Below are 22603 nucleotides of genomic sequence, written 5' to 3' on the forward strand. Positions count from 1 at the left end.
GATGCCTGACTGCAAAACATGAATTGCTCGCGCGGCGAAAAACGCCGCTCGTTCAATCTAGTCACGGGTTGCAGCTGGCACAATCACGCCAACGTATATGTTTGGTGGATCAGCGAGGCGCGGGGAACGGCGAGCCCGCCGCAGATGCGGCGGCCGCCGGGGCCGCGGCAGGCGCTGCTGCGCGCTTGGCAGCCTTGCGGGCGCGGCGTGGCGGTGTCGCAGGCTGCAACTCGGCGACGACCGGGCTCGGATCGACCGTGGTCCGTGCCGGCGAGGTGAAGTCCCCGGGAACGCGGGTAATGGTCACCGGAACTGTCATCGGCTGAAATTTTGCGAGGGTAAAGGTTGCGCTGAACCCGGTTTCCGTTGCCAGGGGCAGCGAGCACGGGGTCTTGCAGCTCGGGCCAATCGACGTGACCACCTCTGCGCCGGGCGGAACCGAGTCGAACTGCACGGTAACCGGTTCCGGTGCCGACTTGAATGCGTCCATGGAGAACGACGTGCAACCGGCCAGGCTCAGGCCTGCCGCTGCCAAAACTATTACTCTACGCATGGGTATATCCGTCACGTTTTGCGGCTAGCCGCCATCCCCTGGCAACCATAGGAGCGTCGCACATATGACGCAACACGCAGGCCGCTTATAGTTAATTGATGGTTAACGAAGTCGCCGAACAACCTGAGAAACTCAATTATCTGAACAGGCTAGGCGGGGCGGCGGGGCAACAGACGGTCGACAGTCGCCGGTAGATCGCGGAAATGGTCGATCACGATGTCGGGCTTGAGCTCGACAATCGGGACATCGGTATAGCCGAATGTAACGCCGATCACCGGGACATTGGCCCGCCGCGCCACACCGACATCGGGGCCGGCATCGCCGACCATGACAACGGACGACATCACGCCACCGGCACGCGCTACCGTCTGCTGCAGGATGACGGGATCGGGCTTCGCGACGCCGAAGGTGTCGGCGCCGCAGATCGCCGCAAATCGGTTGGTCAGCTCCAGCTTGTCGAGCAGCAGCTTCGACAGCCATTCCAGCTTGTTGGTGCAAACCGCGAAGCGGTAGCCACGCCCCGCCATTTCGTCCAGCGCCGCAATCAGGCCCTCGAAGGGGCGCGACTCGTCCGCGATATGCTCCGCGTAATAAGCGATGAAATCCTCGGTCAGGCGTGTGACCTCGTCCGGGGTCATTTCCCGCCCCTCAAGCTCGAGCCCGCGTTCGATCAGGCGCCGGGCGCCCTGGCCGATCATTTTCCGCGCGGATTCCAGCGGGACGGGGGCCAACCCCTCCTGATGAAGCACATGATTCAGCGCGCTGATGAGATCAGGGGCGGTATCGACGAGGGTACCGTCGAGGTCGAAAACGACGAGGGGAGCTTGGGTCATGAGCGGATCGCTACCGGTCCGCGGCCGATCCCGCAAGGGGGGCGGACGTAGCCCAGCATCCCCCTGGGAATGCAGGCCTGCATTCCCCGGGAAAGCACGCCCTTCGCCCTGTTCCTTGCCCCCAAACGTCGCTAGATATGCGGCGCATCCCGTCCGCGGGACCGATTGTGAACCGCAAGGACCGCTGCGCCGATGAATATGGACGAGCTGAAACGACAGGCTGCCGCCAAGGCGCTCGAACATGTGCGTGATGGCATGAAGCTCGGACTCGGCACGGGATCGACAGCGAAGCACTTCGTCGAACTGCTCGGTGAACGCGTGGCGGGCGGTCTCAAGGTTATTGGCGTTCCGACGTCTGAGGCCACGCGGGCCGATGCGCAGCGTTGCGGCGTGCCGCTGACCACACTCGACGAGGTCGATCGGCTCGATCTCACGGTCGACGGTGCCGACGAAGTCGATCCGGCGCTGAATCTCATCAAGGGCGGCGGCGGCGCATTGCTCCGCGAGAAGATCGTGGCGGCGGCGTCCGACCGCATGATTGTCATCGCCGACGATTCCAAATGGGTGCCGACCCTCGGCCGCTTCCCGCTGCCTGTGGAAGTGATCCCGTTCGGCCTGTCGGCCACGCGCCGCGCGATTGCCGATGTGTTCGCCAAGTGCGGGTTGCACGGCGACATGGCCATTCGCAGCGGCAAGGACGGTCATGCTTTCGTCACCGATGGCGGCCACTGGATCATCGACGCCCGGCTCGGGACCATCACCGATGCGCCCCGACTGGCTGGGCTGCTCGGCGCCATTCCGGGCGTGGTCGAGCACGGTTTGTTTATCGGTCTGGCAAGCACCGCCATGCTGGCAGGATCGCAGGGAATTCGCGTTTTCGAGCGTCCGTAACGGCGCAATCAAGGAGAATTGGAATGAAGAAGCTCTCGCACATGCTGCTGTCCGCCGGTCTAGCGCTCAGCGTTGCAGTGATCGCGCTGCCGGTCTCCGCGCAGCAGGCATCTCCGGAAGGACAGGCTCGTCCGATCAAGCCGGCATCGCCAGCTGCGATCGCTTACGCCAAGGAAATTCTGGCAATGAAGAACGCCAGCGCGATGTATGCCAATGCCGTGCCGAACATGGTTCAGCGCGTCAAGGATTCGCTGCTGCAGAGCAATCTGAACTATCAGAAGGATCTCAATGAGGTCGCTGTCACCATCGCGCAGACGATGGCCGGGCGCGACAAGGAGATCACCGAGCAGATGGCGAAGATCTATGCCAGCGACTTCACCGAGGCGGAGTTGAAGGACCTTGCGACTTTCTACAAGTCGCCGCTCGGCCAGAAACTTCTGGTGCAGGAGCCCCAGTCGATTTCCGCCAGCATGACCTATATGCAGCAGTGGGCGCAGCAGTTTTCGGAGCAGGTCAACGGCCTGTTCCGCGCTGAAATGCGCAAGCGCGGCAAGGAAATCTAAGGGCGTAAGCTGAGGCCCGTCATCCCGGGTCTCAGCCCCCAGTTCGGAGCGATCATGGCTGACGTCGACGTCGATCTGTTTGTCATTGGTGGTGGTTCTGGCGGCGTGCGCGCCGCCCGTATCGCCGCCGGCTACGGCGCGAAGGTCATGGTGGCCGAGGAATATCGGTTCGGCGGCACCTGCGTGATCCGCGGCTGCGTGCCGAAGAAGCTGATGGTCTATGCCTCGCACGTCCAGCGCGAGATCGACGATGCCGCCGGCTTTGGATGGACCATTCCGACGGCGACGTTCGACTGGTCGACCTTCATCGCCAACAAGGACAAGGAGATCGCCCGGCTCGAGGGCATCTATCAGTCCAATGTGGAGAAGACCGGCGCGACGACCGTCAAGACCCGCGCAGTGTTCGAGGATCCGCACACGCTGCGCCTCGGCACCGGCGAGACGGTGAACGCCAAGCATATCCTGATTGCGACCGGCGGCGCGCCCAATCATGGGCCGGCGATTCCCGGCATCGAGCATGTGATTTCCTCCAACGAGGTGTTTCATCTGCCTGAACTGCCGAGGCGCATCGTGATCCAGGGCGCCGGCTATATCGCGCTCGAATTTGCCTGCATCTTTGCAGGATTGGGCTCCGACGTGACGGTGATCTATCGCGGCGACAACATCCTGCGCGGCTTCGATGAAGACGTGCGCGCCCATGTCCGCAGCGAGATGGAAAAGGATGGCATCACCATCCTGACCGGCTGCACGGTGACCAAGGTCGAGAAACACCGGCACGAATTCACGACGCATCTGTCCAGCGGCGCAAGCATCGCGTCCGATCAGGTGTTGTTCGCGATCGGGCGCAATCCGAACACCGCCAATCTCGGCCTCGAGAAGGCTGGCGTTGCGCTCAAGCCCGCCCATGGCGGCATCATCGTCAACGAGTTCTCGCAAACCAATGTGCCGCATATCTACGCGGTCGGTGACGTCACCAACCGCGTCAACCTGACGCCGGTGGCGATCCGCGAAGGCCATGCCTTTGCCGATACGGTGTTCGGCAAGAAGACCGTGAAGGTCGATCACAGCAATATCCCGACCGCGGTGTTCACCCAGCCGGAGGTCGGCACTGTCGGCATGAGCGAAGAAGAGGCGCGCGCCACCTTCAGCCACGTCGATATCTACAAGACCAATTTCCGGTCGATCAAGTCGACCATCTCCGGCAGCGAAAGCCGCGTGCTGATGAAGCTGGTGGTCGACGGCGCGACGGATATCGTGGTCGGCGCCCATATCGTCGGACCGGAAGCGGCCGAACTCATCCAGGTGCTGGGCATCTGCGTGAAGCTGAAGGCCACCAAGGCTGACTTCGACGCCACAGTGGCTGTGCATCCGAGTGCGGCCGAGGAACTGGTGACGATGCGCACGCCGACCGCACGCTACGTGCGCGAAGCCGCGGAGTAACACCAGCCCTCATGGTGAGGAGCGCGCCCTTGCGCGCGTCTCGAACCATGAGATGCAACGTATCGGTGTTTGTGGCCATCCTTCGAGACGCGGTCGAAGACGACCGCTCCTCAGGATGAGGGCGGATCGATGATCTGCGGCTTCAATGATGTGCCCCTAATCTTCCATCTGGATCCATTCGGCGGCGCCGCGCCACAGCGTGTCGCGGTGCTCCGGCCGGAAGAAGCCGAAATGGCCGACCTTTTTCGAGCCGGCCTCGATGGGGCGGATACTGTCGATTTCCGGCTTGATCGACGTGAAGCCGGCACAGAGCATTTCGACGGCGGCGCGTGTCGCCCACGGATCGTCCGAGAAGCTCAGGGCCCGCAGCTCGCCGCGGTAGCGCGGAAAGTTCGCCAGTGCCCGCAGTTTGCTGTCGTCGAAGAAGTAGCGATCGCTGGTGACCCAGCCCGCCCATTCCAGAAACACGTCGCGTGGCAGATCGTAGCCGAGGCCGATCCTGCCGGGTGCATAGCCGATGACGCGCGCCAGCGGTGCGCCGACGAATTTCATGAGCGCATAGATGCGGTAGCCCTCAGGCGGCGTCATCAGTCGCCAAGTGCCGGCCTGTGCCGCGATGAGCAGGGCGCGCGACACTTCGGAATTGTTGGGGATCAGGCCGAGCGCCTGACCGCCGAAGGAATGCCCTACAAAGGCAAGTGGCATTGCCTTGTAGCGCTCGCGCATCCAGGTCACCGCGGCGGTAACATCGAGCGCAGCCCAGTCGGTCATGGACGCCTTGAAGCCCACCAGCGCGTTCGACCGGCCGGACAGGGGATCGGCCTTGGGCCGCGAATCCCCGGTGCCGCGGTAGTCATAGGTCAGCACGGCGCAGCCACGGCTTGCGAGGTAGCTGGCGAAGCCTCTGTAGATTTTGCGGGGAACGGCGGTTGCGGAATTGATCAGAACCGCGTGGGTGCGGGCACCGCGGGGCAGGTACAGCGTCGCGCCCAACGAATAGCCGTCGGTCGCCTGGAAGGTGATGTCATCGGCAAAAGCGTCGTCCAGTGCAGCCTCCGACACCGCAGTTTCTCCCATGGTGTCCCATATGTTCCTTACCCGGGCCTAGCAAATGCGAATTCGGCTTTGGCTGCAAGGGCTTGGGGCGCAATGTGGATTTCGAACTAGCGATCCCCATCTACGCTGTGTATAACGCGGCCTCCGCAGCCATAAAGCGCGGTTTTCAGGAGAGAAGTGATGTCCGAGCGGTGGACGCCCGATAGCTGGCGCGGCAAGCCCGTGCTGCAAATGCCGGAATACCCGGATCTCAAGGCCCTTGGCGATGTCGAGGCGCAGCTTGCCACGTTTCCGCCGCTGGTTTTTGCAGGCGAAGCCCGCAATCTGAAGAAGTCGCTCGCCCGCGTGGCTGCCGGCGAAGCCTTCCTGCTGCAGGGCGGCGATTGCGCCGAGAGCTTTGCTGAGCATGGCGCTAACAATATACGCGATTTCTTCCGCGCCTTCCTGCAGATGTCGGTGGTGCTGACCTATGCCGGCGCGCTGCCCGTGGTGAAGATCGGCCGTATCGCCGGTCAGTTCGCCAAGCCGCGGTCGTCGCCGATGGAGAAGCTCAACGGCGTCGAACTGCCGAGCTATCGCGGCGACATCATCAATGACATCGCCTTCACGCCAGAATCGCGCGTGCCCGATCCGCAGCGCCAGCTGATGGCCTATCGCCAGTCGGCGGCGACGCTGAATCTGCTGCGCGCTTTCGCAACCGGCGGCTTCGCCAATCTCGGCAGCGTGCACCAGTGGATGCTCGGCTTCCTGAAGGATTCGCAGCAGTCGCGCCGTTACAAGGAACTGGCCGACCGCATCTCGGACGCGCTGAACTTCATGCGCGCCTGCGGCCTCAATCTGGAAAGCCACCCGGAACTGCGGTCGACGGATTTCTACACCAGCCACGAAGCGCTGTTGCTCGGCTATGAGCAGGCCTTCACCCGCGTCGATTCCACGACCGGCGACTGGTACGCGACCTCGGGCCATATGATCTGGATCGGCGACCGTACGCGGCAGCTCGATCATGCCCATGTCGAATACTTCCGCGGCATCAAGAATCCGATCGGCCTGAAGTGCGGCCCGTCGCTGAAGCCGGATGAACTGCTGAAGCTGATCGACGTCCTCAATCCGGACAATGAGCCCGGCCGTTTGACGCTGATCAACCGCTTCGGCCACGAGAAGGTTGGGGAGCATCTGCCGGGCTTCATCCGCGCGGTGCAGAAGGAAGGGCGCTCGGTGGTATGGTCGTGCGATCCGATGCACGGCAACACCATCACGTCGAATTCCGGCTACAAGACCCGTCCATTCGATCGTATCCTGTCCGAGGTGAAGTCGTTCTTCCAGATCCATGCCGCCGAAGGCACCCATCCGGGCGGCGTGCATCTGGAGATGACCGGCCAGAACGTGACGGAATGCACCGGTGGCGCCCGCGCCATTTCGGATGAGGACCTCAACGACCGCTACCACACGGTCTGCGATCCGCGTCTGAATGCCGAGCAATCCATCGACATGGCGTTCCTGATCGCCGAATTGCTGAAGACGTCCCGCGTCGACAGGGCGGAGCCGCTGCCGGTGGCATCGGGTCTCTAAACTTGTCGCGCCTCTGGCGGGCCTGCATCAACACCTGGAATGGCCTGACCTTCGCGACGCGATCGGAGCAGGCCATTCGCGAGGAGCTGTTTGCACTGCTCCTCGCGGTGCCTTTGTCGTTTCTCATCGGCACCACCGCAGCGCGTCGGCTCGAGTTGGTGGCGGTGGTTTTGCTGCTGCTCACCGTCGAACTGCTCAACACTGCCATCGAGAAACTGGCCGACCGGCTCACTACCGAACACGATCCGCAGATCGGGCGTGTGAAGGACATGGGATCGGCGGCCGTCGGCGTCGCGCTGGTGATCGCCGGCATGACCTGGCTGTATGCGCTCGGTGAGCGCATAGGCATCTTCTAATCCTGCAGTTGCGAAGGATGAGCCGGTAGGCTTGGATGTTTCCATGACAGAATTGACGCGCTTCACCGTCACACTCGCCCAGCTCAATCCCATCGTCGGTGATATCACCGGCAATGCCGCCAAGGCGCGCGCTGCGCGGGCGCAGGCCAAAGCCGACGGCGCGACGCTGATCGTGTTTCCTGAATTGTTCATTGCCGGCTATCCGCCGGAAGATCTGGTGCTGAAGCCGGCCTTTCAGGCGGCCTGCCGCGCGGCCATCGAGGAGCTGGCGCGCGAGACCGCGGACGGGGGTCCGGCCGTGCTGATCGGTTCGCCCTGGGTCGATGGCGGCAAGCTCTACAATGCCTGCGCGCTGCTCGACGAAGGCCGCATTGCCGCGATCCGTTTCAAGGTTAATCTGCCGAATTACGGTGTGTTCGACGAAAAACGCGTCTTCGCGCGCGGCTCGGTCTCGGGACCCGTCACCATCCGCGGCCTGCGCGTCGGCGTGCCGATCTGCGAAGATACCTGGATGGAAGAGTCCGCCGACTACGAAGACGTGGTCGAGACGCTGACCGAGACCGGCGCCGAAATCCTGATCGTGCCGAACGGTTCGCCATATGCCCGCGGCAAGACGGATCTGCGCTTGTCTGTGCAGGTCGCCCGCGTTACCGAGAGCCATCTGCCGATGATCTACCTTAATCAGGTCGGCGGTCAGGACGAACTGGTGTTCGACGGCGCGAGCTTTGTGCTCAATGCTGACCGCTCGCTGGGTGCGCAATTGCCGTCCTTCACCGAGAGCATCACGACGCTGACATTCGAGAAGATCGACGGCCACTGGCGCTGCGACGGACCGATCGCACCGGTACCGGAAGGCGACGAGGGCGACTACGCCGCCTGTGTGCTTGGCTTGCGCGATTACGTCAACAAGAACGGCTTCCCCGGCGTGCTGATGGGCATCTCCGGCGGTATCGACTCTGCGCTTTGCGCCGCGATCGCCGTGGATGCGCTCGGCGCCGACCGCGTGCGCGGCATCATGCTGCCATTCCGCTACACCGCGCAGGTGTCGCTCGACGATGCCGACAAGCTCGCGAAGGCGCTGGGTTTCCGTTACGAGATCCTGCCCATCGCCGATGCGGTCAACGGCTTCGAGAAGATCCTTGCCGATACCTTCAAGGGTCTCGCGCGCGACATCACTGAAGAGAACCTGCAGGCGCGCACCCGTGGTACGCTGTTGATGGCCGTCTCCAACAAGACCGGCGCGATGGTCGTCACGACAGGTAACAAGTCGGAAATGTCGGTCGGCTATGCCACGCTCTATGGCGACATGAATGGCGGATTCAATCCGATCAAGGATCTCTACAAGACCCAGGTGTTCCGTATCTCGACCTTGCGCAATTCATGGAAGCCCGAAGGCGCGCTCGGTCCCGATGGCGAAGTGATCCCCAACAACATCATTATCCGTCCGCCCACGGCCGAATTGCGCGAAAACCAGACCGACCAAGACTCGCTACCCCCCTACGATATTCTCGATGGTATTCTCGAACGCCTCGTCGAACGCGAAGAGCCGCTGTCGGAGATTGTCGCGGCCGGTTACGAGAAAGACGTTGTGACGCGCATCGATCGGCTGCTCAATATCGCCGAATACAAGCGCCGGCAGGCGGCACCGGGCGTGAAAGTGACGCGGAAGAACTTTGGCAGGGATCGCCGCTATCCGATCACCAACAAGTTTCGCGATTTGGCCAATCCGTTGCCGAAGCCCGATGAGGACTTGGTGACGCGGCCCGGCAAGGGCATCAGCGAAGCGTTTGAATGAAGCTGTAGGGCGAATGACGCCCTACAAACCCGTCGTGTATCAGCGCGTGATCCTGTCACCGCGCCGTTTTGGCCACCGCCGCAAAGGTTGAATCGCTCAGGACGCCACCGCCCTGAAACAGGGTGACGACGGGTGAGGATGCGGCGCTGGTGCTGTTCTTGATGTCATACAGCGCCGAGAAACGGTTCAGCAGTTTAGCCAGCTTGGCGGGATCGGCGAGGTCCTTCAGATTGAGGTGTTTCTCCACCACCTTGGCCTGCTGATCGATATCCATCGCGCCGACCTCGTCCGGCAGGCTGAAGATGGTGCGGAACACTTCCGCCAGCGCCTTGTCCGCAAGCAGGTCATAGGCCGAGGTGATGCTCGGCGCCTTGCGCTCGAAGTAGAGCGCGAGCCGCACGCCGGGATTGCTTTCGCCCTGCTGCGTCTCCAGCGTCTGCTGCAGATATTTGTGCTGGATTTCCATGAACTGGTCGCGGGTCTGCGGCCCGAATTTCGGTAGTCGCGTGATCTCGCCGTCGTCGTCGAAATTGAACGAGGCCACCAGCTCCGCGAAACGCGGATCCTTCTGCGTGTTGACGAAGCTCTTGGGGTCGTTCAGGTCGGAATCGAACATCTTGCGCAGATCGGCGGTGGTCACCTTGGCGGGGTCGAGGTCCTTGGCGACGAGCGCGATGTCGATGAGCTTCCTGTCGGCAAGCAGATCCTTCACGCTCTCGATATTGGCGATGTTCTTCTGATAATAGACCGCGTCCTTGTCGGCCGCCTTGCGCAACTCGGCTTGTTCCTTGTCCTTCGTGAAGCGTGTCTTGGCGATGATGTAATCCTTCATCACCTGGGTGACTTCCGCCGCGTCCTGCGCCACCACAGGCGTCGTGATATTTCCGCTGCTGTCGAAATTGAATGCTCGAGCGAGCTGAACGTATCGCTCGTCGTGCAGCTTGTTCACGTAGCTCTTCGGATCATCCGGATCGCTTTTGAGCACGTTTTTGATGATCGTCGGCGAAACCTCTTCGGGATCGAGGCCAAATGATTTCAGAGCAAAATTATAGACGTTTGGCGTCTTGAGAAAGGCATCGACCGTGGTCACCTTGGCGAGACCGGCGCGATACTGCTTGATCAGCGATGCCGCGTACTTTTCGTCCGCTGCAAGATAGGTCGCGCCCTGGCTGTTGACATATTTGGCATGGGTGTCGCTCAGCTGCGTGGCTGTCTGGGCCGACGTTCCGGTGGGCAATGTGCCGTCGGGCGAGAACTCGAAAGCGCCGGCAAGCGCCACATAGCTGTCGATCGTCTCGAGTGCATCCTTATAGCTGAGGATGCTGACCTCATTCATCGATCCGCGCGCGCGCTCCAGCTCGATCTTCTGGCGCAGATCGGCCATATCGGCGCCCGGCTGTTTCAATGCCGCCATATATGTGTCGATCTTGCTGGCGGCATCGAGCATCGCTGCCTGGGCCTTGGTGATATTCGCATTGATGTCGGCTTTCTGCGACACCCAAACGGAATTGACATAGCTGTTCGGATCGGACGGGTCGCTGCTCAGCACCTTGCTGATCGTGTCGTGGGACCAGCGATTCTTGTCGATGCCGAAGGCCGAGAAAACATAATCCCGCAGCTTGTCGTCGGCGAGCAGGCCATTGACGTTGGTAATCTTTCCGATCGTGAGATTGTAGTAGTTCTTGTTCGCGTCGATGCCATCGACCCCGCGCTGCGCTACGGCCGTGTACAGACCGATCATGTCGTCGGCCTGGTTCTCGGATTGGGCGGTGTTGGTGCTGCTGCTGGTGGTCCCGAAGGGGAAGGCCGCTGCGAAATCCCGGTAGCGCTTGTCGCTCAGCTTGTTGGCAAAACTGTTGGCGTCGGAGAGATCGCTTTCCAGCACCTTGCGCAGGAAGGCCTTGGCATAGGCCATGTCCTCCAGACCATAGGCCGTCGTTGCATAGGTATAGAGCCGATAGTCGTTCAGGAGATCATCGACGGTTTTCACCTTGCCGATGTTCTCCTTGTAATAGGCCGTATCCCGCGAGACGGTGGCTTGTTGCGAGATCCGCGTCAGCGATTGGGTGAGATTGCGGGAGACGATATTATAGTTGAGATAAGTCGAGACCATCCGAACACCCTCGCGGTTTGGCGTGAGCCTACCGTTCGGAGGTTGTCCGAAGCTGGACGCAAGGGTTGTGCCGTCGTCGCCCCGGCTTGGCCGGGCGAGGACACGAGGCTTAACGCGGCGCGTTGTTCGGCAGGAATTGCGGGCCGACGGTCCGGATCTGGCCAGGAGCGGACGGTGTCGCCGGTTGCGCGGGAACTGCTGCTGCAGGCGCCTCCGGTGCTGCGCCCTTCTTCAAGGCGGCAGGCGTGCCCTTTTGCGGTTGCGACATCCGCTTGGCACGTTCCTCGGTGACGATGATGTCGCCATTCTCCGCTGCCGATTTGTCGTCGACATTCTTCAACGCCTCGGACCATGTCTGGCCCTGCGCTTTGCAGGAGCACGACGGATTGAATTCGGTGCGATACTTGAAAGCGTTCGGCGACGACGAATAGGGCTGCCCCGAAACCGAGACGGCCGAGTTCATGTCTTCGCCGGGATTGCGATAGGTGAACAGGTTGGCGTCGGAGGCCGGGCAGAGATTCTTGCAGGTTCGCTCGTCATCGCCGAAACGCGCCGGGATCGTCGCGAACGAGATCGGGAAATAGAAGCCATCGCAGGTGCGCACGCAGACGGTCCGATAGGTGCCGGACGGAACGGGCGACATATTGCCGTCCAGCGGCGCCGCGCCGGGGCTTGGCTCGTTGTTGCCGAACAGGTTGCTCAGGAAACCGCCGGGGCCTGAGTTCTGCGGCGCGGCGCGCTGCGCAGCGGCGGCGTATTGCGGGCCACAATTGTTCTGCGCGAGGGCCAGCAGCACCGAGCGGCGCTGGGTATCACGGTCCGAACTGCCGGGCGTGCCGACACGCAGGCGTTCGAGATTGCTGGTGATCTGATCCAGATTGCCGCGCATCTGCTGGATCTGGTTGTTGACCGGGCCGCACTGCTGCGACTGGCCATTGAACAGCGAGAAGAAGCCGGAACTGTCGCAGCCCATCCGCTTGGCCTGCGCCGAGACGCGGTCGAGCTCGCTCTGCTGCTTGGACGCTGCGTCCTCATAGCGGCGAAGCTGCTCGGCGCGCGCGGGATCGAGGCCGTTGCCGCGATCGATGGTCGCAAGCTGCGCCTCGAGGCGCCCGCACATCGGATTGGCGGAGCCCTGCTGCTGCGCCTGACTCGGCGGATAGACCTGCTGCGCGGGATAGGCCGGGGGCGGTCCGTTCTGCGCCGATGCAGGAGTGCCCAGCGACAGCGCACCAACCAGTGCGGCACCAACGAAAGCCCAGCGAGAAAGGGAAGCAGTCACAGTGTCAGACATATCCGGCCAATGCGCGAGTCAGAAGCGAGCGAGACAGAAACAAGCGGGGTAGTGCGGCATCGCGCGTCGATACCGCCGCCAACCTCTCGCTGACGCTGCCAGACGCGCGCGATGAAAATGCGGCGGCGAACGCGGCTTTCCATAGCTGCTTCTCGCGGCAGGGTCACGTCGTTTCCGGGGCCTCACTGTGGCCGCAAGCGCGACGCGTGAAAGTCGCAGGCCGCGGGATGTCAGCGCTGGCAGGTAATCGCAACGAATTCGTCGCATTTGCCGTGATGGCAGGCGCTGCCTGACGTCGGGACCGAGCCGGTCACTTCATCGGGATCGACGCGGCGATAGGCCACCGCCTGGTCGAAGGCGCGTGATTTGCAATAGGACAGGGCGGCATGCGCGCCGCACTTCTCGCCGCGGGCGAGGCACTGGTCGATACCGTAACCGTCAGACTGGTTGGCGATGATGAAGACGCGGGAATCGGCAAAGGCCGAGGAAGCGGCCAGAACAAATGCCGCCGTCAGAACGACTGAAATGGATTTCATAACTCACCGAATGAATGAGGAAATTCGCCCTCATTCGATACGCCCCAAAGATTAACAATCATTAACCATGGGCGGGGTAGCGATGGATTGAGGCCGAAATCAGCCCTTTGCGGCATAGTTCCACACCCTTGACGGGCCACCTGGGGTTGCCCCATGGTGCCCCGATGAACGGTTCTCTCGCCATTTGTGGCATTTGCCGCGAGATTAAGAGCTAGCGATTCGCTGGCTGAGGCCGTCTTTTCTCACACGAGATCAATCTCAAGAGGGATGAGAGGACGCCCGGCCGCTAGGGACGGACATCCATGGAACTGCGCCTTTACGACACCCTGACCCGCGAGAAGCGCGTCTTCACGCCGATCGATGCCGACAACGTCCGGATGTATGTCTGCGGGCCGACGGTCTACGACTTCGCCCATATCGGCAATGCGCGCCCGGTCATCGTGTTCGACGTGCTGTACCGGCTGCTGCGATACGTCTACGGAGTCGACAAAGTCACCTATGTCCGCAACATCACCGACGTCGATGACAAGATCAACGACCGCGCGCTACGCGACTTTCCCGGCCTGCCGCTGAACGAGGCCATCCGCCGCGTCACTGAGACCACGTTCAATCAGTTCGAGACTGACGTTCATGCGCTGGGCTGCCTGCCGCCGACCCATCAGCCACGCGCGACGGACTTTGTGCTGCCGCGGCCCGACGGCAAGACCGACATGGTGACGCTGATCAGGGAATTGATTGCGCGCGGCCACGCCTATGAGGCTGCGGGCGAAGTGTTGTTCGACACCCAGTCGATGGCCGACTATGGCGCACTCTCCGGCCGCAAACTGGAAGACCAGCAGGCCGGTGCGCGCGTCGCCGTCGATGCGCACAAGAAGCATCCGACCGACTTCGTGTTGTGGAAGCAGTCATCCGCGGAAGAGCCCGGCTGGGATAGCCCGTGGGGCAGGGGCCGTCCGGGCTGGCACATCGAGTGCTCGGCGATGGCGGAGGCCTATCTCGGCACGATCTTCGACATTCATGGCGGCGGCCTCGACCTGATCTTCCCGCATCATGAAAACGAAATCGCCCAATCGCGCTGCGCCCATGGCACGCATGCGATGGCGAATTACTGGATGCACAACGGCTTCCTGCAGGTTGAAGGCGAGAAGATGTCGAAGAGCCTCGGCAACTTCTTCACTATCCGGGAATTGCTGAACGATTGGCCGGGCGAAGTGCTACGCCTGAACATGCTGAAGACACACTATCGCTCGCCGATCGACTGGACCGTGAAAGGTTTGGAAGAAAGCGCCAAGACGCTCGATGACTGGTATTGGGTCGCAGCGGATGCAACAGGTGGCGACGTCTCCGACAAGGTGATGGAGCCAATGTTCGACGATCTGAATACGTCGCTGGCTGTTGCGGCGTTACACGGTCTTCGCAACAGTGCGGCAGCAGGCAATGACGGCGATCGCAGCCAGTTTGCAGCGTCGTTACGTGCGCTCGGTTTCCTGTCGGAAACGGCTGCTGCATGGAATGGACGCAAGCAACAGGCCAGCGGGATCGATGCAGCAAAGGTCGATGGTTTGATTGCGGATCGTACAGCCGCGCGGGCTCGCAAGGACTTCAAGGAGTCGGATCGTATCCGCGACGAACTTGCCGCCATGGGCGTCGTCATCAAGGACTCGAAGGAAGGTACCACTTGGGAGATCGTGCGATGAGCCGACCCGACACACCGTTTCCAAAGCACTGGAAATATTACATCGCGCTGAAATGGGCGCTGATCATCGGCGCGATCGCGCTGGCGCTGAAGCTGGTGGATTTCTGGTGAGCGCGATGGGCGAGGCGAAACCGGCACTGCGGCCGTTCCTACCGGATGACACCGCGATTGCGGCTGCGATCTATGTGGCCAGTATCGAGGAATTGACGGGCGACGACTACAGCGAAGCGCAGCAGGAAGCCTGGGCCGCCACAGTCGACGACGAGGTGGCCTTCGGGAAGCGGCTGGCGTCGCAACTTACGCTGATTGCGACATTGGACGGCGTGCCGGTCGGCTTTGCATCGCTGAAAGGCGCCAACCACATCGACCTGCTTTACGTGCATCCGAATGCCGCCTTGCGCGGTGTTGCATCACTGCTGATCGATGCGATCGAGAGGCTCTCTGGTGCGCGCGGCGCCAAGTTGCTGACCGTGGATGCCAGCGACACCGCTGAGCCCTTCTTCAAGAAGCGGGGGTATATCCCGACACAGCGCAACAGCGTGCCGCTGAATGATGAGTGGCTTGCCAACACCACGATGCAGAAGACGCTGGGCGAATCCGGGGCCGCCTAAATCGAAGAAGGCTGGGGGAAGACCGATGATCGATCACATCTCTATCGCGGTCAGCAATCTCGAACGTGCCGTGCCCTTCTACGAGCGTAGTTTCGCGCCGCTTGGCATGACCCGGCTGGTAACACGGCCGGCGATGGTTGGGTTCGGCAAGACCTATCCGGAAGTCTGGATTAATCTGCGTGCAGGCATGGCACCGCTACCGCTTGATAGCGGTGTGCATCTTTGCCTTCGCGCGAAGACGACGGATGAGGTTGATGCGTTTTATGCGGCAGCAATCGCCGCAGGCGGCGTCTCGGAAAGCGCGCCCTCGCTCCGGCCGCATGATCGCGTCCGCTACTATGCGACTTTCATCGCCGATGCCGATGGCAATCGTATCGAGGTGGTGACGTTCCCGAAAGACGACGCCACCACGTCGTAGAAGGCCTTAGAGCCGCGTCGCGACGTCCGGAGCCAGCTTCTTGGCTTCGTCGGAGGCCAGCGCCGCAGCGGTGCGGAGCCGGGGCAGGATGTCTTCGGCACGGTCGGCCGTCAGCACGTCCAGCGGCAGTGTCGGCCGGATGAAGGCGGTCGAGCGCATGTGTTTGAGCAGCTCGAGCAGCGGCTCCCAGAAGTTATCGATATTGGCCATCAGGATCGGCTTGCTGTGGCGGCCGAGCTGCTGCCAGGTGAGCTGTTCGACCAGCTCTTCCAACGTGCCGATGCCGCCGGGCAGGGCGACAAAGGCGTCCGATCGCTCGAACATCAGCCGTTTGCGCTCATGCATGTCGTGGGTAACGATCAGTTCCTGGGCGGCGGTCAGCGCGTTTTCGCGCTTGGTCAGGAATTCCGGGATGATGCCGGTGACCCGGCCGCCATTGTCCAGCACGGACTTGGCGACCGCGCCCATCAGGCCGATGGAGCCGCCGCCATAGACCAGGCCGATGCCTTGCTCGGCCATGATCTTGCCGAGCGCGACCGCTGATTCGACGAAACTGGGATTGGTACCGGGGCCGGAGCCGCAATAGACGCAGATCGTTTTAATTGTGCTCATAGATTCCATGTGGCACTGCGGGATAACAGCGTCAAGACACGGAATGAACGTGATACGGGAAATTCCTGCCCGGGACACCTCTCCGCAGGGAAAAGAATGCTCCGCGAGGGTGCGACGTTTCGGCAAAGCGCCTATATGCATTCTAATGAAATCGACCTCCATTTTGAGCCGGCCCCGGGCCGCAGCTCCGTTCGTTCCAGGCGCCGTGCATGTCTGATTCCGATCCCGCGCTGAACGACGAGACAGTTCCTAACCCGGCCCATATCGAACGCGGCACGCTGTTCGGAACGCTCGCCCATTTGTGGCCCTATATCTGGCCGGGCGACCGCGACGACCTGAAGATGCGCGTCGTCTGGTCGATGCTGCTGCTACTGGTCGCCAAGGCGGCCACACTGACAGTGCCGTTCACCTTCAAGTGGGCGATCGATGCGCTGACCGGTGCCGATACGGCTCCGGTCCAGTCCTCGAACTGGACGCTGTGGCTGATCGCATCGCCGGTCGCCATGACCGTCAGCTACGGCGCGATCCGCGTGCTGATGGCGATCTTCACGCAGTGGCGCGACGGTATCTTTGCCAAAGTGGCGATGCATGCAGTGCGCAAGCTGGCCTATCTCACCTTCGTCCATATGCACGAACTGTCGCTGCGCTTTCATCTGGAGCGCAAGACCGGTGGCCTGACGCGTGTGCTCGAACGCGGCCGCGCGGGCATCGAAGTCATCGTGCGCATGGTGATCCTGCAACTGGTGCCGACCATCGTCGAGCTGTTGCTGGTGATGGGCGTGCTGCTGTGGCAGTTCGACTGGCGCTATGTGCTGGTCGTGGCGATCACCGTGGTCGTCTACATGTACTACACCTATCTCGCGACCGAGTGGCGCATCGCTATCCGCCGCAACATGAACGAGTCCGATACCGAGGCGAATACCAAGGCGATCGACTCGCTGCTGAACTATGAGACGGTCAAATATTTCAGCGCCGAAACGCGCGAGGCCGAACGCTACGACAAGACGGTCGAACGCTTCGAGCGCGCCAGCGTCAAGACCTATACGTCGCTGGCTGTGCTCAATACCGGGCAGGCAATCATCTTCACGCTCGGTTTGACATCGACGATGCTGATGTGCGCGGTCGGCGTGCGCAACGGCACCCACACGGTGGGTGATTTCGTCATGATCAACGCCATGATGATCCAGCTCTACCAGCCGCTGAATTTCATGGGCATGGTGTATCGCGAGATCAAGCAGGCGATCATCGACATCGAGAAGATGTTCGGTGTCCTGAACCGCAATCCGGAGGTGAAGGATATCTCCGGCGCCAAGCCGCTGCTGGTGACATCAGGCGCTGTGCGCTTCGACGACGTGCGTTTCGCCTATGACCCGGAGCGGCCGATCCTGAAGGGGCTCTCCTTCGAGGTGCCGGCCGGCAAGACCGTCGCCATCGTCGGCCCGTCGGGCGCCGGCAAGTCGACGATCTCGCGGCTGCTATTCCGGCTATACGATGTGTCGGGCGGCACAATCTCCATCGATGGCCAGAACATCCGCAATGTCACGCAGGCCTCGTTGCGCCAGTCGATCGGCATGGTCCCGCAGGACACCGTGCTGTTCAACGACACCATCCGCTACAACATCCGCTATGGCCGCTGGGACGCGACGGACGAAGAGGTCGAGGAAGCCGCCCGCATGGCGCAGATCGACCCGTTCATCCGGATGTCGCCGAAGGGCTACGAGACCGAGGTCGGCGAACGCGGCCTGAAACTCTCCGGCGGCGAGAAGCAGCGCGTGGCCATTGCGCGGACCGTGCTCAAGGCGCCGCCGATCCTGCTGCTCGACGAAGCGACGTCGGCGCTCGATAGCCATACCGAGCAGGAGATCCAGGACGCGCTGGAGAAGGTCTCGCAGGGCCGCACCTCGCTGGTGATCGCACATCGGCTGTCCACCATTGTCGGCGCCGACGAGATCATTGTGCTTGACCAGGGCCGGATCGCCGAGCGCGGCACCCATGGCCAGTTGCTGGCCGCGGGCGGTCTCTATGCCAGCATGTGGAACCGGCAGCGCGAGGCCCAGGAGGCCCGTGAACGGCTGGCCCAGATCGGCGACGATGCCATCGCCCCCAATCGCACCCCGCCGCCGGTCGATGACGATCGCCTGATGACGCCTGACGCGGCGGAGTGATTCTTTCTCTTTCCCTCGCCCCCGAGCGCGGCGAAGCTGCGCTTGGCGGGAGAGGGTGGATCGCCCGCGTTAGCGGGCGAGACGGGAGAGGGGGGCATGGCGAGGGATCAGGCCAAAGCTTTGCGCGCCAATATGACGGATGCCGAGCGGCAGCTTTGGTATCGGCTGCGCGCCCACCGATTTCAGAGCTTCAAATTCAAGCGTCAGGTGCCGATTGGGCGATACATCGTTGATTTCGTCTGCCTTGAACGGCGCCTCGTCATTGAGGTCGATGGCGGGCAGCATGCTGACAGCAAACCGGATCAAACCCGAGACCAATGGCTTCAACAACAAGGGTTTCGCGTTCTGCGGTTCTGGAATAATGAGGTGTTCAACAACACGGATGGAGTGCTTGAGGTGATCGTTGAACATCTTGGCCATTCCGCGCCAGCCCCCTCTCCCGGCACGCCGCTACGCGTCGCGCCACCCTCTCCCGCCTGCGCAGCTTCGCTGCTTGGGGGAGAGGGGAAGAAAGATAGAGCTTAAATGTCCATCGCAAATTCCATCCGTGGTCAGATCCCGCCGATCCACAAGGAAGGCTATCCGTTCATTGGCGCTTTTGCGCTGGCGAGCCTGGTGCTGTTCTGGATCTGGACGCCGCTCGGATGGATCGGCACGGTCCTGACGGTCTGGTGTGCGCTGTTCTTCCGCGATCCGGTGCGCGTAACCCCGACCCGCGAGGGCGTCGTGGTGTCGCCCGCCGACGGGAAAGTGTCGATGGTGCAACCGGTGCTGCCGCCGGCCGAACTCGGCCTCGGCGACCAGCCGCTGCTGCGCATCTCGGTGTTCATGAGCGTCTTCAACGTCCACGTGAACCGCAGCCCGGTGGCTGGCCGGATCGAGCGCATTGCCTATCGGCCGGGCAAGTTCATCAATGCTGAGCTGGACAAGGCCAGCGAGGACAATGAGCGCAATTCGCTGGTTATTTCGACCCCCGGCGGCCGGATCGGTGTGGTGCAGATCGCCGGGCTTGTGGCGCGCCGGATCGTGTCCTTCGTGCGCGAGGGCCAGACCCTGAGCGCCGGCGAGCGCTTTGGCCTGATCCGTTTCGGCTCCCGGCTGGATATCTACCTGCCGGAAGGCAGCAAGGCGCTGGTGGCCGTGGGGCAGACCGCGATTGCCGGCGAGACCGTGCTGGCCGATTTCAGGATCGGTGACGGCGGCCGCACCTACCGCGTCGATTAACCCCGATTTCCTGCCGGTTTGGGCGGCAGGACGCCACAATGGCGGAGCAGGGTGGGATTTGCTAGGATCACGCCATGCAAATGCCTCCTGACCAGTCTCCCGAGACGCGCCGCCGCCGGTTCCGGACCATTCCGATCCGGATGCTGGTGCCGAACATGATCACGCTGCTGGCGATCTGCGCCGGCCTGACGGCGATCCGCCTGTCCACCGAGGGGCGGATGGAACTGGCCGTGGCGGCCATCGTGTTCGCCGCCGTGCTCGATGGTGTCGACGGCCGTGTCGCCCGCATGATCAAGGGCCAGTCCAAATTCGGCGCCGAACTCGACAGCCTGGCTGACTTCGTCAATTTCGGCGTGGCACCCGGCCTGATCCTGTATTTCTGGCAGCTCCACGATCTCAGCAATGCCGGCTGGATCGCCGCGATGGTGTTCGCCATCGCCGGCAGTCTGCGGCTGGCGCGTTTCAACGCCACCATGGACGATCCGGACAAGCCGGCCTTTGCCGCGAACTTTTTCACGGGCATGCCGGCGCCGCTGGGCGCACTCACCGTGATGCTGCCGATCTATCTGGGCTTCCTGGGCATGCCGATGCCGCCGGCCATCCTGACGACCCTCTACACGCTGCTGGTTGGCTTCCTGATGGTGTCGCGGCTGCCGGTGTTCTCCGGCAAAGCCGTGAACATGCGGGTGCCCCGCGAGCTGGTGCTGCCAGTGTTCGTCGGCGTCGTGCTCTTCATCGCGCTGCTGATCGGTTACCCCTGGCACATCCTGTCGGCGCTCTCGATCATGTATCTACTGAGCCTTCCGCTGGGCTGGAAATCGTATCGCGATCAGGAACGTGCGCTGACCGCGCAGTCGGTGGTCCCTGTCGATCCGGCGGCGCCCCATGCATCGCCGCCCTATACGCCGGGTGCACCCGAGATCGCACCGGATGATCGGCCCGCACGCCTGAACTGATTGTCCATCTCGCGAACAATTCATGCAGCCGCTTTCCCCTGCGATAGCAGCCCCGACGAAAGCGGCTGCATTTCGTTTTGGGCATGCAGTGAAGTCGGCTATATCCGGGGTCACTCAGCGACGACGACGTCCCGCGAAGACGGGATGCGATAATCACCCACAGGAGAAACGCCGTGACGAATTCCGCGACCGGTCCGCTGCCCGCATCCGTTCTGGAAGCACTGGGCCGCTACGACACGCCGACCATCTGCAATGCGATGGAGATCGTCGCCCCTGAGCGCCGGTTGATCGGTTACACCACGCGTCCGCTGGTTTGTCCGTTTCCCAATCTGCCGCCCATCGTCGGCTATGCGCGCACCGCGACCATTCGCGCGACCATAGCCTCCGGCCTGCCTGCCGCGGAGCAGAAGGCGCGGCGGCTCGCTTACTACGACTATGTCGGCACGGGCATCGGTCCGCGCATCAGCGTGATCCAGGATATCGACGGGCCCGACGCGGGCTATGGCGCGTTCTGGGGCGAGGTGAACAGCGCCGTCCACAGGGCGCTCGGTTGCCTCGGTGTGGTCACCGATGGCTCGATCCGCGATATCCCGCAATGGGCACCGGACTTTCAGGCGCTCGCCGGCACGATCGGTCCGTCGCATGCACATGTGCATGTGAGCGAGTTTGGTCATGAGGTCCGCGTGGCTGGCATGAGTGTCCGTTCGGACGATCTGATCCATGCCGATCAGCACGGCGCGGTTGTGATCCCGCTCGATGTCGCCGCGAAACTGCCGGAAGCGGCAGAGCTGTGCGGGCGGCGGGAGACACCCATTCTCGATATCGCGCGCAGCCCGTCATTCACGCTTGAGAAGCTGAAAGAGGCGATGGCGCGCTCGTCGGAAATACACTGAAATTCGGAGCTATTAAGACTAACGATAAAGGTTAGATGCCGATCAACCCGAACCAGCTCCGGTTGCTTGCGCGGCCGGAGGGCTTCGGGCTAACTGCCGGTTCCGCCGTTAAAACGGACATTGGAGACGGTATTGCCTCAGACCAAGGATATGAAGAAAGCCTGGAATGAGCGTGCAAATCGTGACCCGTTCTTTTACGTCGAGACCGAGCTGTGGGATCACGATCCCGAAAAATTCTTCGCACTCGGTCGCGAACGCGCGACGCTGCTGATCGACCCTGTTCTCGCAAAATATGCAGTTGATCCCGTCGGCAAGACGGCGGTCGATATCGGCTGCGGTGTCGGACGTTTCACGCAGGCACTTGGCCGGCGTTTCACCAGGGCTGTTGGCATTGATGTGTCCGACGTCATGGTGGAAAAGGCCAAGGCGGCGGCAGCGGCGTTCAGCAATCTCGACTTCGTCGCCGGCAATGGCGTCGTGTTTCCCTTAGCCTCCGAAACTGCGGATTTCGTGTGGTCATATGAGGTCTTTCAGCACATGCCGTCGCATGACGTCGTGAAGGCCAATCTGGTCGAGGTTGCCCGCATCCTGCGTCCATCCGCGCTTGGACTCATTCACTTCCGAACGGCGCACGAATATCCGACGATCCTCTGGCATATCGCCAAGTTCGTCCCGACACCTGTCATCCAGAGGATCAAGGCGCTGCTCGGCAAGGATCCGCTGACGGCGGATACGTCGTGGCGCGGTGCAAAGCCGTTGCCGAAGAATACGATCGCCGACTTCTGCGTGGCCGCCGGCCTCAAGCCGATCGAGTTTCTCGATGACCCGACCCACGCGCCGGGGTCACGTACCTTCGTGGTCGTCCAGCGCGCTGTTTGACGCAGCACAATCATCCTCAATCGGTCTGCTGAACGAACTTTCCGTATCGTTCCACGCGTGCTCGCACGTCATTAATCTGTCGTTAATGAACCGTGAAGCGGTAACGCGTCCTTAATCGCAGTATCGCTAAGGTACCTTCGCGCGGCCTGA

General features: G+C 62.1%; 22 protein-coding genes. 15 read left to right on the forward strand and 7 right to left on the reverse strand.

The features are described 5' to 3' along the window. Positions 1 to 109: 109 nt before the first annotated feature. Together AB7783_RS04875 and AB7783_RS04880 are read right to left on the reverse strand one after the other, a co-directional pair. Positions 110 to 553, reverse strand: coding sequence for a hypothetical protein (locus tag AB7783_RS04875; RefSeq protein ID WP_068730561.1), 444 nt, complete (start codon positions 551 to 553; stop codon positions 110 to 112). Between the two features lie 149 nt (positions 554 to 702). Next, on the reverse strand, positions 703 to 1386 hold the full coding sequence (locus tag AB7783_RS04880) for an HAD family hydrolase (RefSeq protein WP_441277003.1): 684 nt from the start codon (positions 1384 to 1386) through the stop codon (positions 703 to 705). A gap of 192 nt (positions 1387 to 1578) precedes the next feature. Here AB7783_RS04880 and rpiA point away from each other — a divergent pair, with 192 nt between their 5' ends. The 3 genes from rpiA to gor are packed head-to-tail and all read left to right on the forward strand — an operon-like array spanning position 1579 to position 4280. After that, positions 1579 to 2277 carry a ribose-5-phosphate isomerase RpiA gene (gene rpiA, locus AB7783_RS04885; protein ID WP_441277004.1) on the forward strand — a complete coding sequence of 233 codons (699 nt, stop codon included), beginning with the start codon at positions 1579 to 1581 and terminating at the stop codon, positions 2275 to 2277. 23 nt (positions 2278 to 2300) lie between these two features. Further along, complete coding sequence (locus tag AB7783_RS04890) at positions 2301 to 2840, forward strand: DUF2059 domain-containing protein (RefSeq protein WP_441277005.1); 540 nt, start codon at positions 2301 to 2303, stop codon at positions 2838 to 2840. A gap of 54 nt (positions 2841 to 2894) precedes the next feature. After that, positions 2895 to 4280: a glutathione-disulfide reductase gene (gene gor, locus AB7783_RS04895; protein ID WP_441277006.1), complete on the forward strand. Its 1386-nt coding sequence runs from the start codon at positions 2895 to 2897 to the stop codon at positions 4278 to 4280. Between the two features lie 156 nt (positions 4281 to 4436). Here the strand turns inward: gor and AB7783_RS04900 are convergent, their stop codons facing one another. Beyond that, positions 4437 to 5357: an alpha/beta hydrolase family protein gene (locus tag AB7783_RS04900; RefSeq protein WP_441277007.1), complete on the reverse strand. Its 921-nt coding sequence runs from the start codon at positions 5355 to 5357 to the stop codon at positions 4437 to 4439. Positions 5358 to 5516: 159 nt separating this feature from the next. Between AB7783_RS04900 and AB7783_RS04905 the strand changes: the two genes are divergently transcribed. The 3 genes from AB7783_RS04905 to AB7783_RS04915 are packed head-to-tail and all read left to right on the forward strand — an operon-like array spanning position 5517 to position 9056. Further along, a complete protein-coding gene (locus AB7783_RS04905; RefSeq protein WP_120291004.1) occupies positions 5517 to 6905 on the forward strand; it encodes a class II 3-deoxy-7-phosphoheptulonate synthase in 1389 nt (462 codons plus the stop codon). A gap of 2 nt (positions 6906 to 6907) precedes the next feature. Further along, complete coding sequence (locus tag AB7783_RS04910; RefSeq protein ID WP_120291006.1) at positions 6908 to 7261, forward strand: diacylglycerol kinase; 354 nt, start codon at positions 6908 to 6910, stop codon at positions 7259 to 7261. A 43-nt stretch (positions 7262 to 7304) separates the two neighbouring features. Then, positions 7305 to 9056 carry an NAD+ synthase gene (locus AB7783_RS04915; RefSeq protein WP_439063596.1) on the forward strand — a complete coding sequence of 584 codons (1752 nt, stop codon included), beginning with the start codon at positions 7305 to 7307 and terminating at the stop codon, positions 9054 to 9056. A 55-nt stretch (positions 9057 to 9111) separates the two neighbouring features. Here the strand turns inward: AB7783_RS04915 and AB7783_RS04920 are convergent, their stop codons facing one another. From AB7783_RS04920 to AB7783_RS04930, 3 genes are all read right to left on the reverse strand, one after another. Beyond that, on the reverse strand, positions 9112 to 11169 hold the full coding sequence (locus AB7783_RS04920) for a DUF1217 domain-containing protein (protein WP_441277008.1): 2058 nt from the start codon (positions 11167 to 11169) through the stop codon (positions 9112 to 9114). Positions 11170 to 11278: 109 nt separating this feature from the next. Beyond that, positions 11279 to 12463, reverse strand: a complete 1185-nt coding sequence (locus AB7783_RS04925) for a DUF2865 domain-containing protein (RefSeq protein ID WP_441277009.1) — start codon at positions 12461 to 12463, stop codon at positions 11279 to 11281. A 230-nt stretch (positions 12464 to 12693) separates the two neighbouring features. After that, positions 12694 to 12999 (reverse strand): hypothetical protein, encoded by a 306-nt coding sequence (locus tag AB7783_RS04930; protein WP_089267154.1) that lies wholly within the window; start codon positions 12997 to 12999, stop codon positions 12694 to 12696. 302 nt (positions 13000 to 13301) lie between these two features. On the opposite strand from AB7783_RS04930, the gene cysS reads away from it, so the two are divergent. The 3 genes from cysS (at position 13302) to AB7783_RS04945 (ending at position 15724) form a co-directional block, all read left to right on the forward strand. Beyond that, positions 13302 to 14696: a cysteine--tRNA ligase gene (gene cysS, locus AB7783_RS04935; RefSeq protein ID WP_441277010.1), complete on the forward strand. Its 1395-nt coding sequence runs from the start codon at positions 13302 to 13304 to the stop codon at positions 14694 to 14696. Between the two features lie 115 nt (positions 14697 to 14811). After that, the gene (locus tag AB7783_RS04940; RefSeq protein WP_089267320.1) at positions 14812 to 15306 is read left to right on the forward strand and encodes a GNAT family N-acetyltransferase; all 495 of its coding nucleotides are present in this window, start codon (positions 14812 to 14814) and stop codon (positions 15304 to 15306) included. A gap of 25 nt (positions 15307 to 15331) precedes the next feature. Then, the gene (locus tag AB7783_RS04945) at positions 15332 to 15724 is read left to right on the forward strand and encodes a VOC family protein (RefSeq protein WP_089267156.1); all 393 of its coding nucleotides are present in this window, start codon (positions 15332 to 15334) and stop codon (positions 15722 to 15724) included. A gap of 6 nt (positions 15725 to 15730) precedes the next feature. Here the strand turns inward: AB7783_RS04945 and AB7783_RS04950 are convergent, their stop codons facing one another. Further along, positions 15731 to 16336, reverse strand: coding sequence for a TIGR00730 family Rossman fold protein (locus AB7783_RS04950; RefSeq protein WP_089267321.1), 606 nt, complete (start codon positions 16334 to 16336; stop codon positions 15731 to 15733). Between the two features lie 209 nt (positions 16337 to 16545). On the opposite strand from AB7783_RS04950, the gene AB7783_RS04955 reads away from it, so the two are divergent. From AB7783_RS04955 to AB7783_RS04980, 6 genes are all read left to right on the forward strand, one after another. After that, entirely contained in the window at positions 16546 to 18501 is a 1956-nt protein-coding gene (locus tag AB7783_RS04955; RefSeq protein ID WP_441277011.1) for an ABCB family ABC transporter ATP-binding protein/permease, read from the forward strand. Positions 18502 to 18633: 132 nt separating this feature from the next. Then, the gene (locus AB7783_RS04960; protein WP_349636631.1) at positions 18634 to 19026 is read left to right on the forward strand and encodes an endonuclease domain-containing protein; all 393 of its coding nucleotides are present in this window, start codon (positions 18634 to 18636) and stop codon (positions 19024 to 19026) included. Next, entirely contained in the window at positions 19027 to 19725 is a 699-nt protein-coding gene (locus AB7783_RS04965; protein WP_068730577.1) for a phosphatidylserine decarboxylase, read from the forward strand. It abuts the gene before it with no gap. Positions 19726 to 19805: 80 nt separating this feature from the next. Next, the gene (pssA, locus tag AB7783_RS04970; RefSeq protein ID WP_175367517.1) at positions 19806 to 20681 is read left to right on the forward strand and encodes a CDP-diacylglycerol--serine O-phosphatidyltransferase; all 876 of its coding nucleotides are present in this window, start codon (positions 19806 to 19808) and stop codon (positions 20679 to 20681) included. A gap of 173 nt (positions 20682 to 20854) precedes the next feature. Beyond that, the gene (locus tag AB7783_RS04975) at positions 20855 to 21574 is read left to right on the forward strand and encodes an RraA family protein (RefSeq protein ID WP_175367374.1); all 720 of its coding nucleotides are present in this window, start codon (positions 20855 to 20857) and stop codon (positions 21572 to 21574) included. Between the two features lie 132 nt (positions 21575 to 21706). Further along, complete coding sequence (locus AB7783_RS04980) at positions 21707 to 22453, forward strand: class I SAM-dependent methyltransferase (protein WP_175367373.1); 747 nt, start codon at positions 21707 to 21709, stop codon at positions 22451 to 22453. Positions 22454 to 22603 lie beyond the last annotated feature (150 nt).

It is taken from the genome of Tardiphaga sp. 172_B4_N1_3 (assembly GCF_052076035.1).
Taxonomy (GTDB): domain Bacteria; phylum Pseudomonadota; class Alphaproteobacteria; order Rhizobiales; family Xanthobacteraceae; genus Tardiphaga; species Tardiphaga robiniae.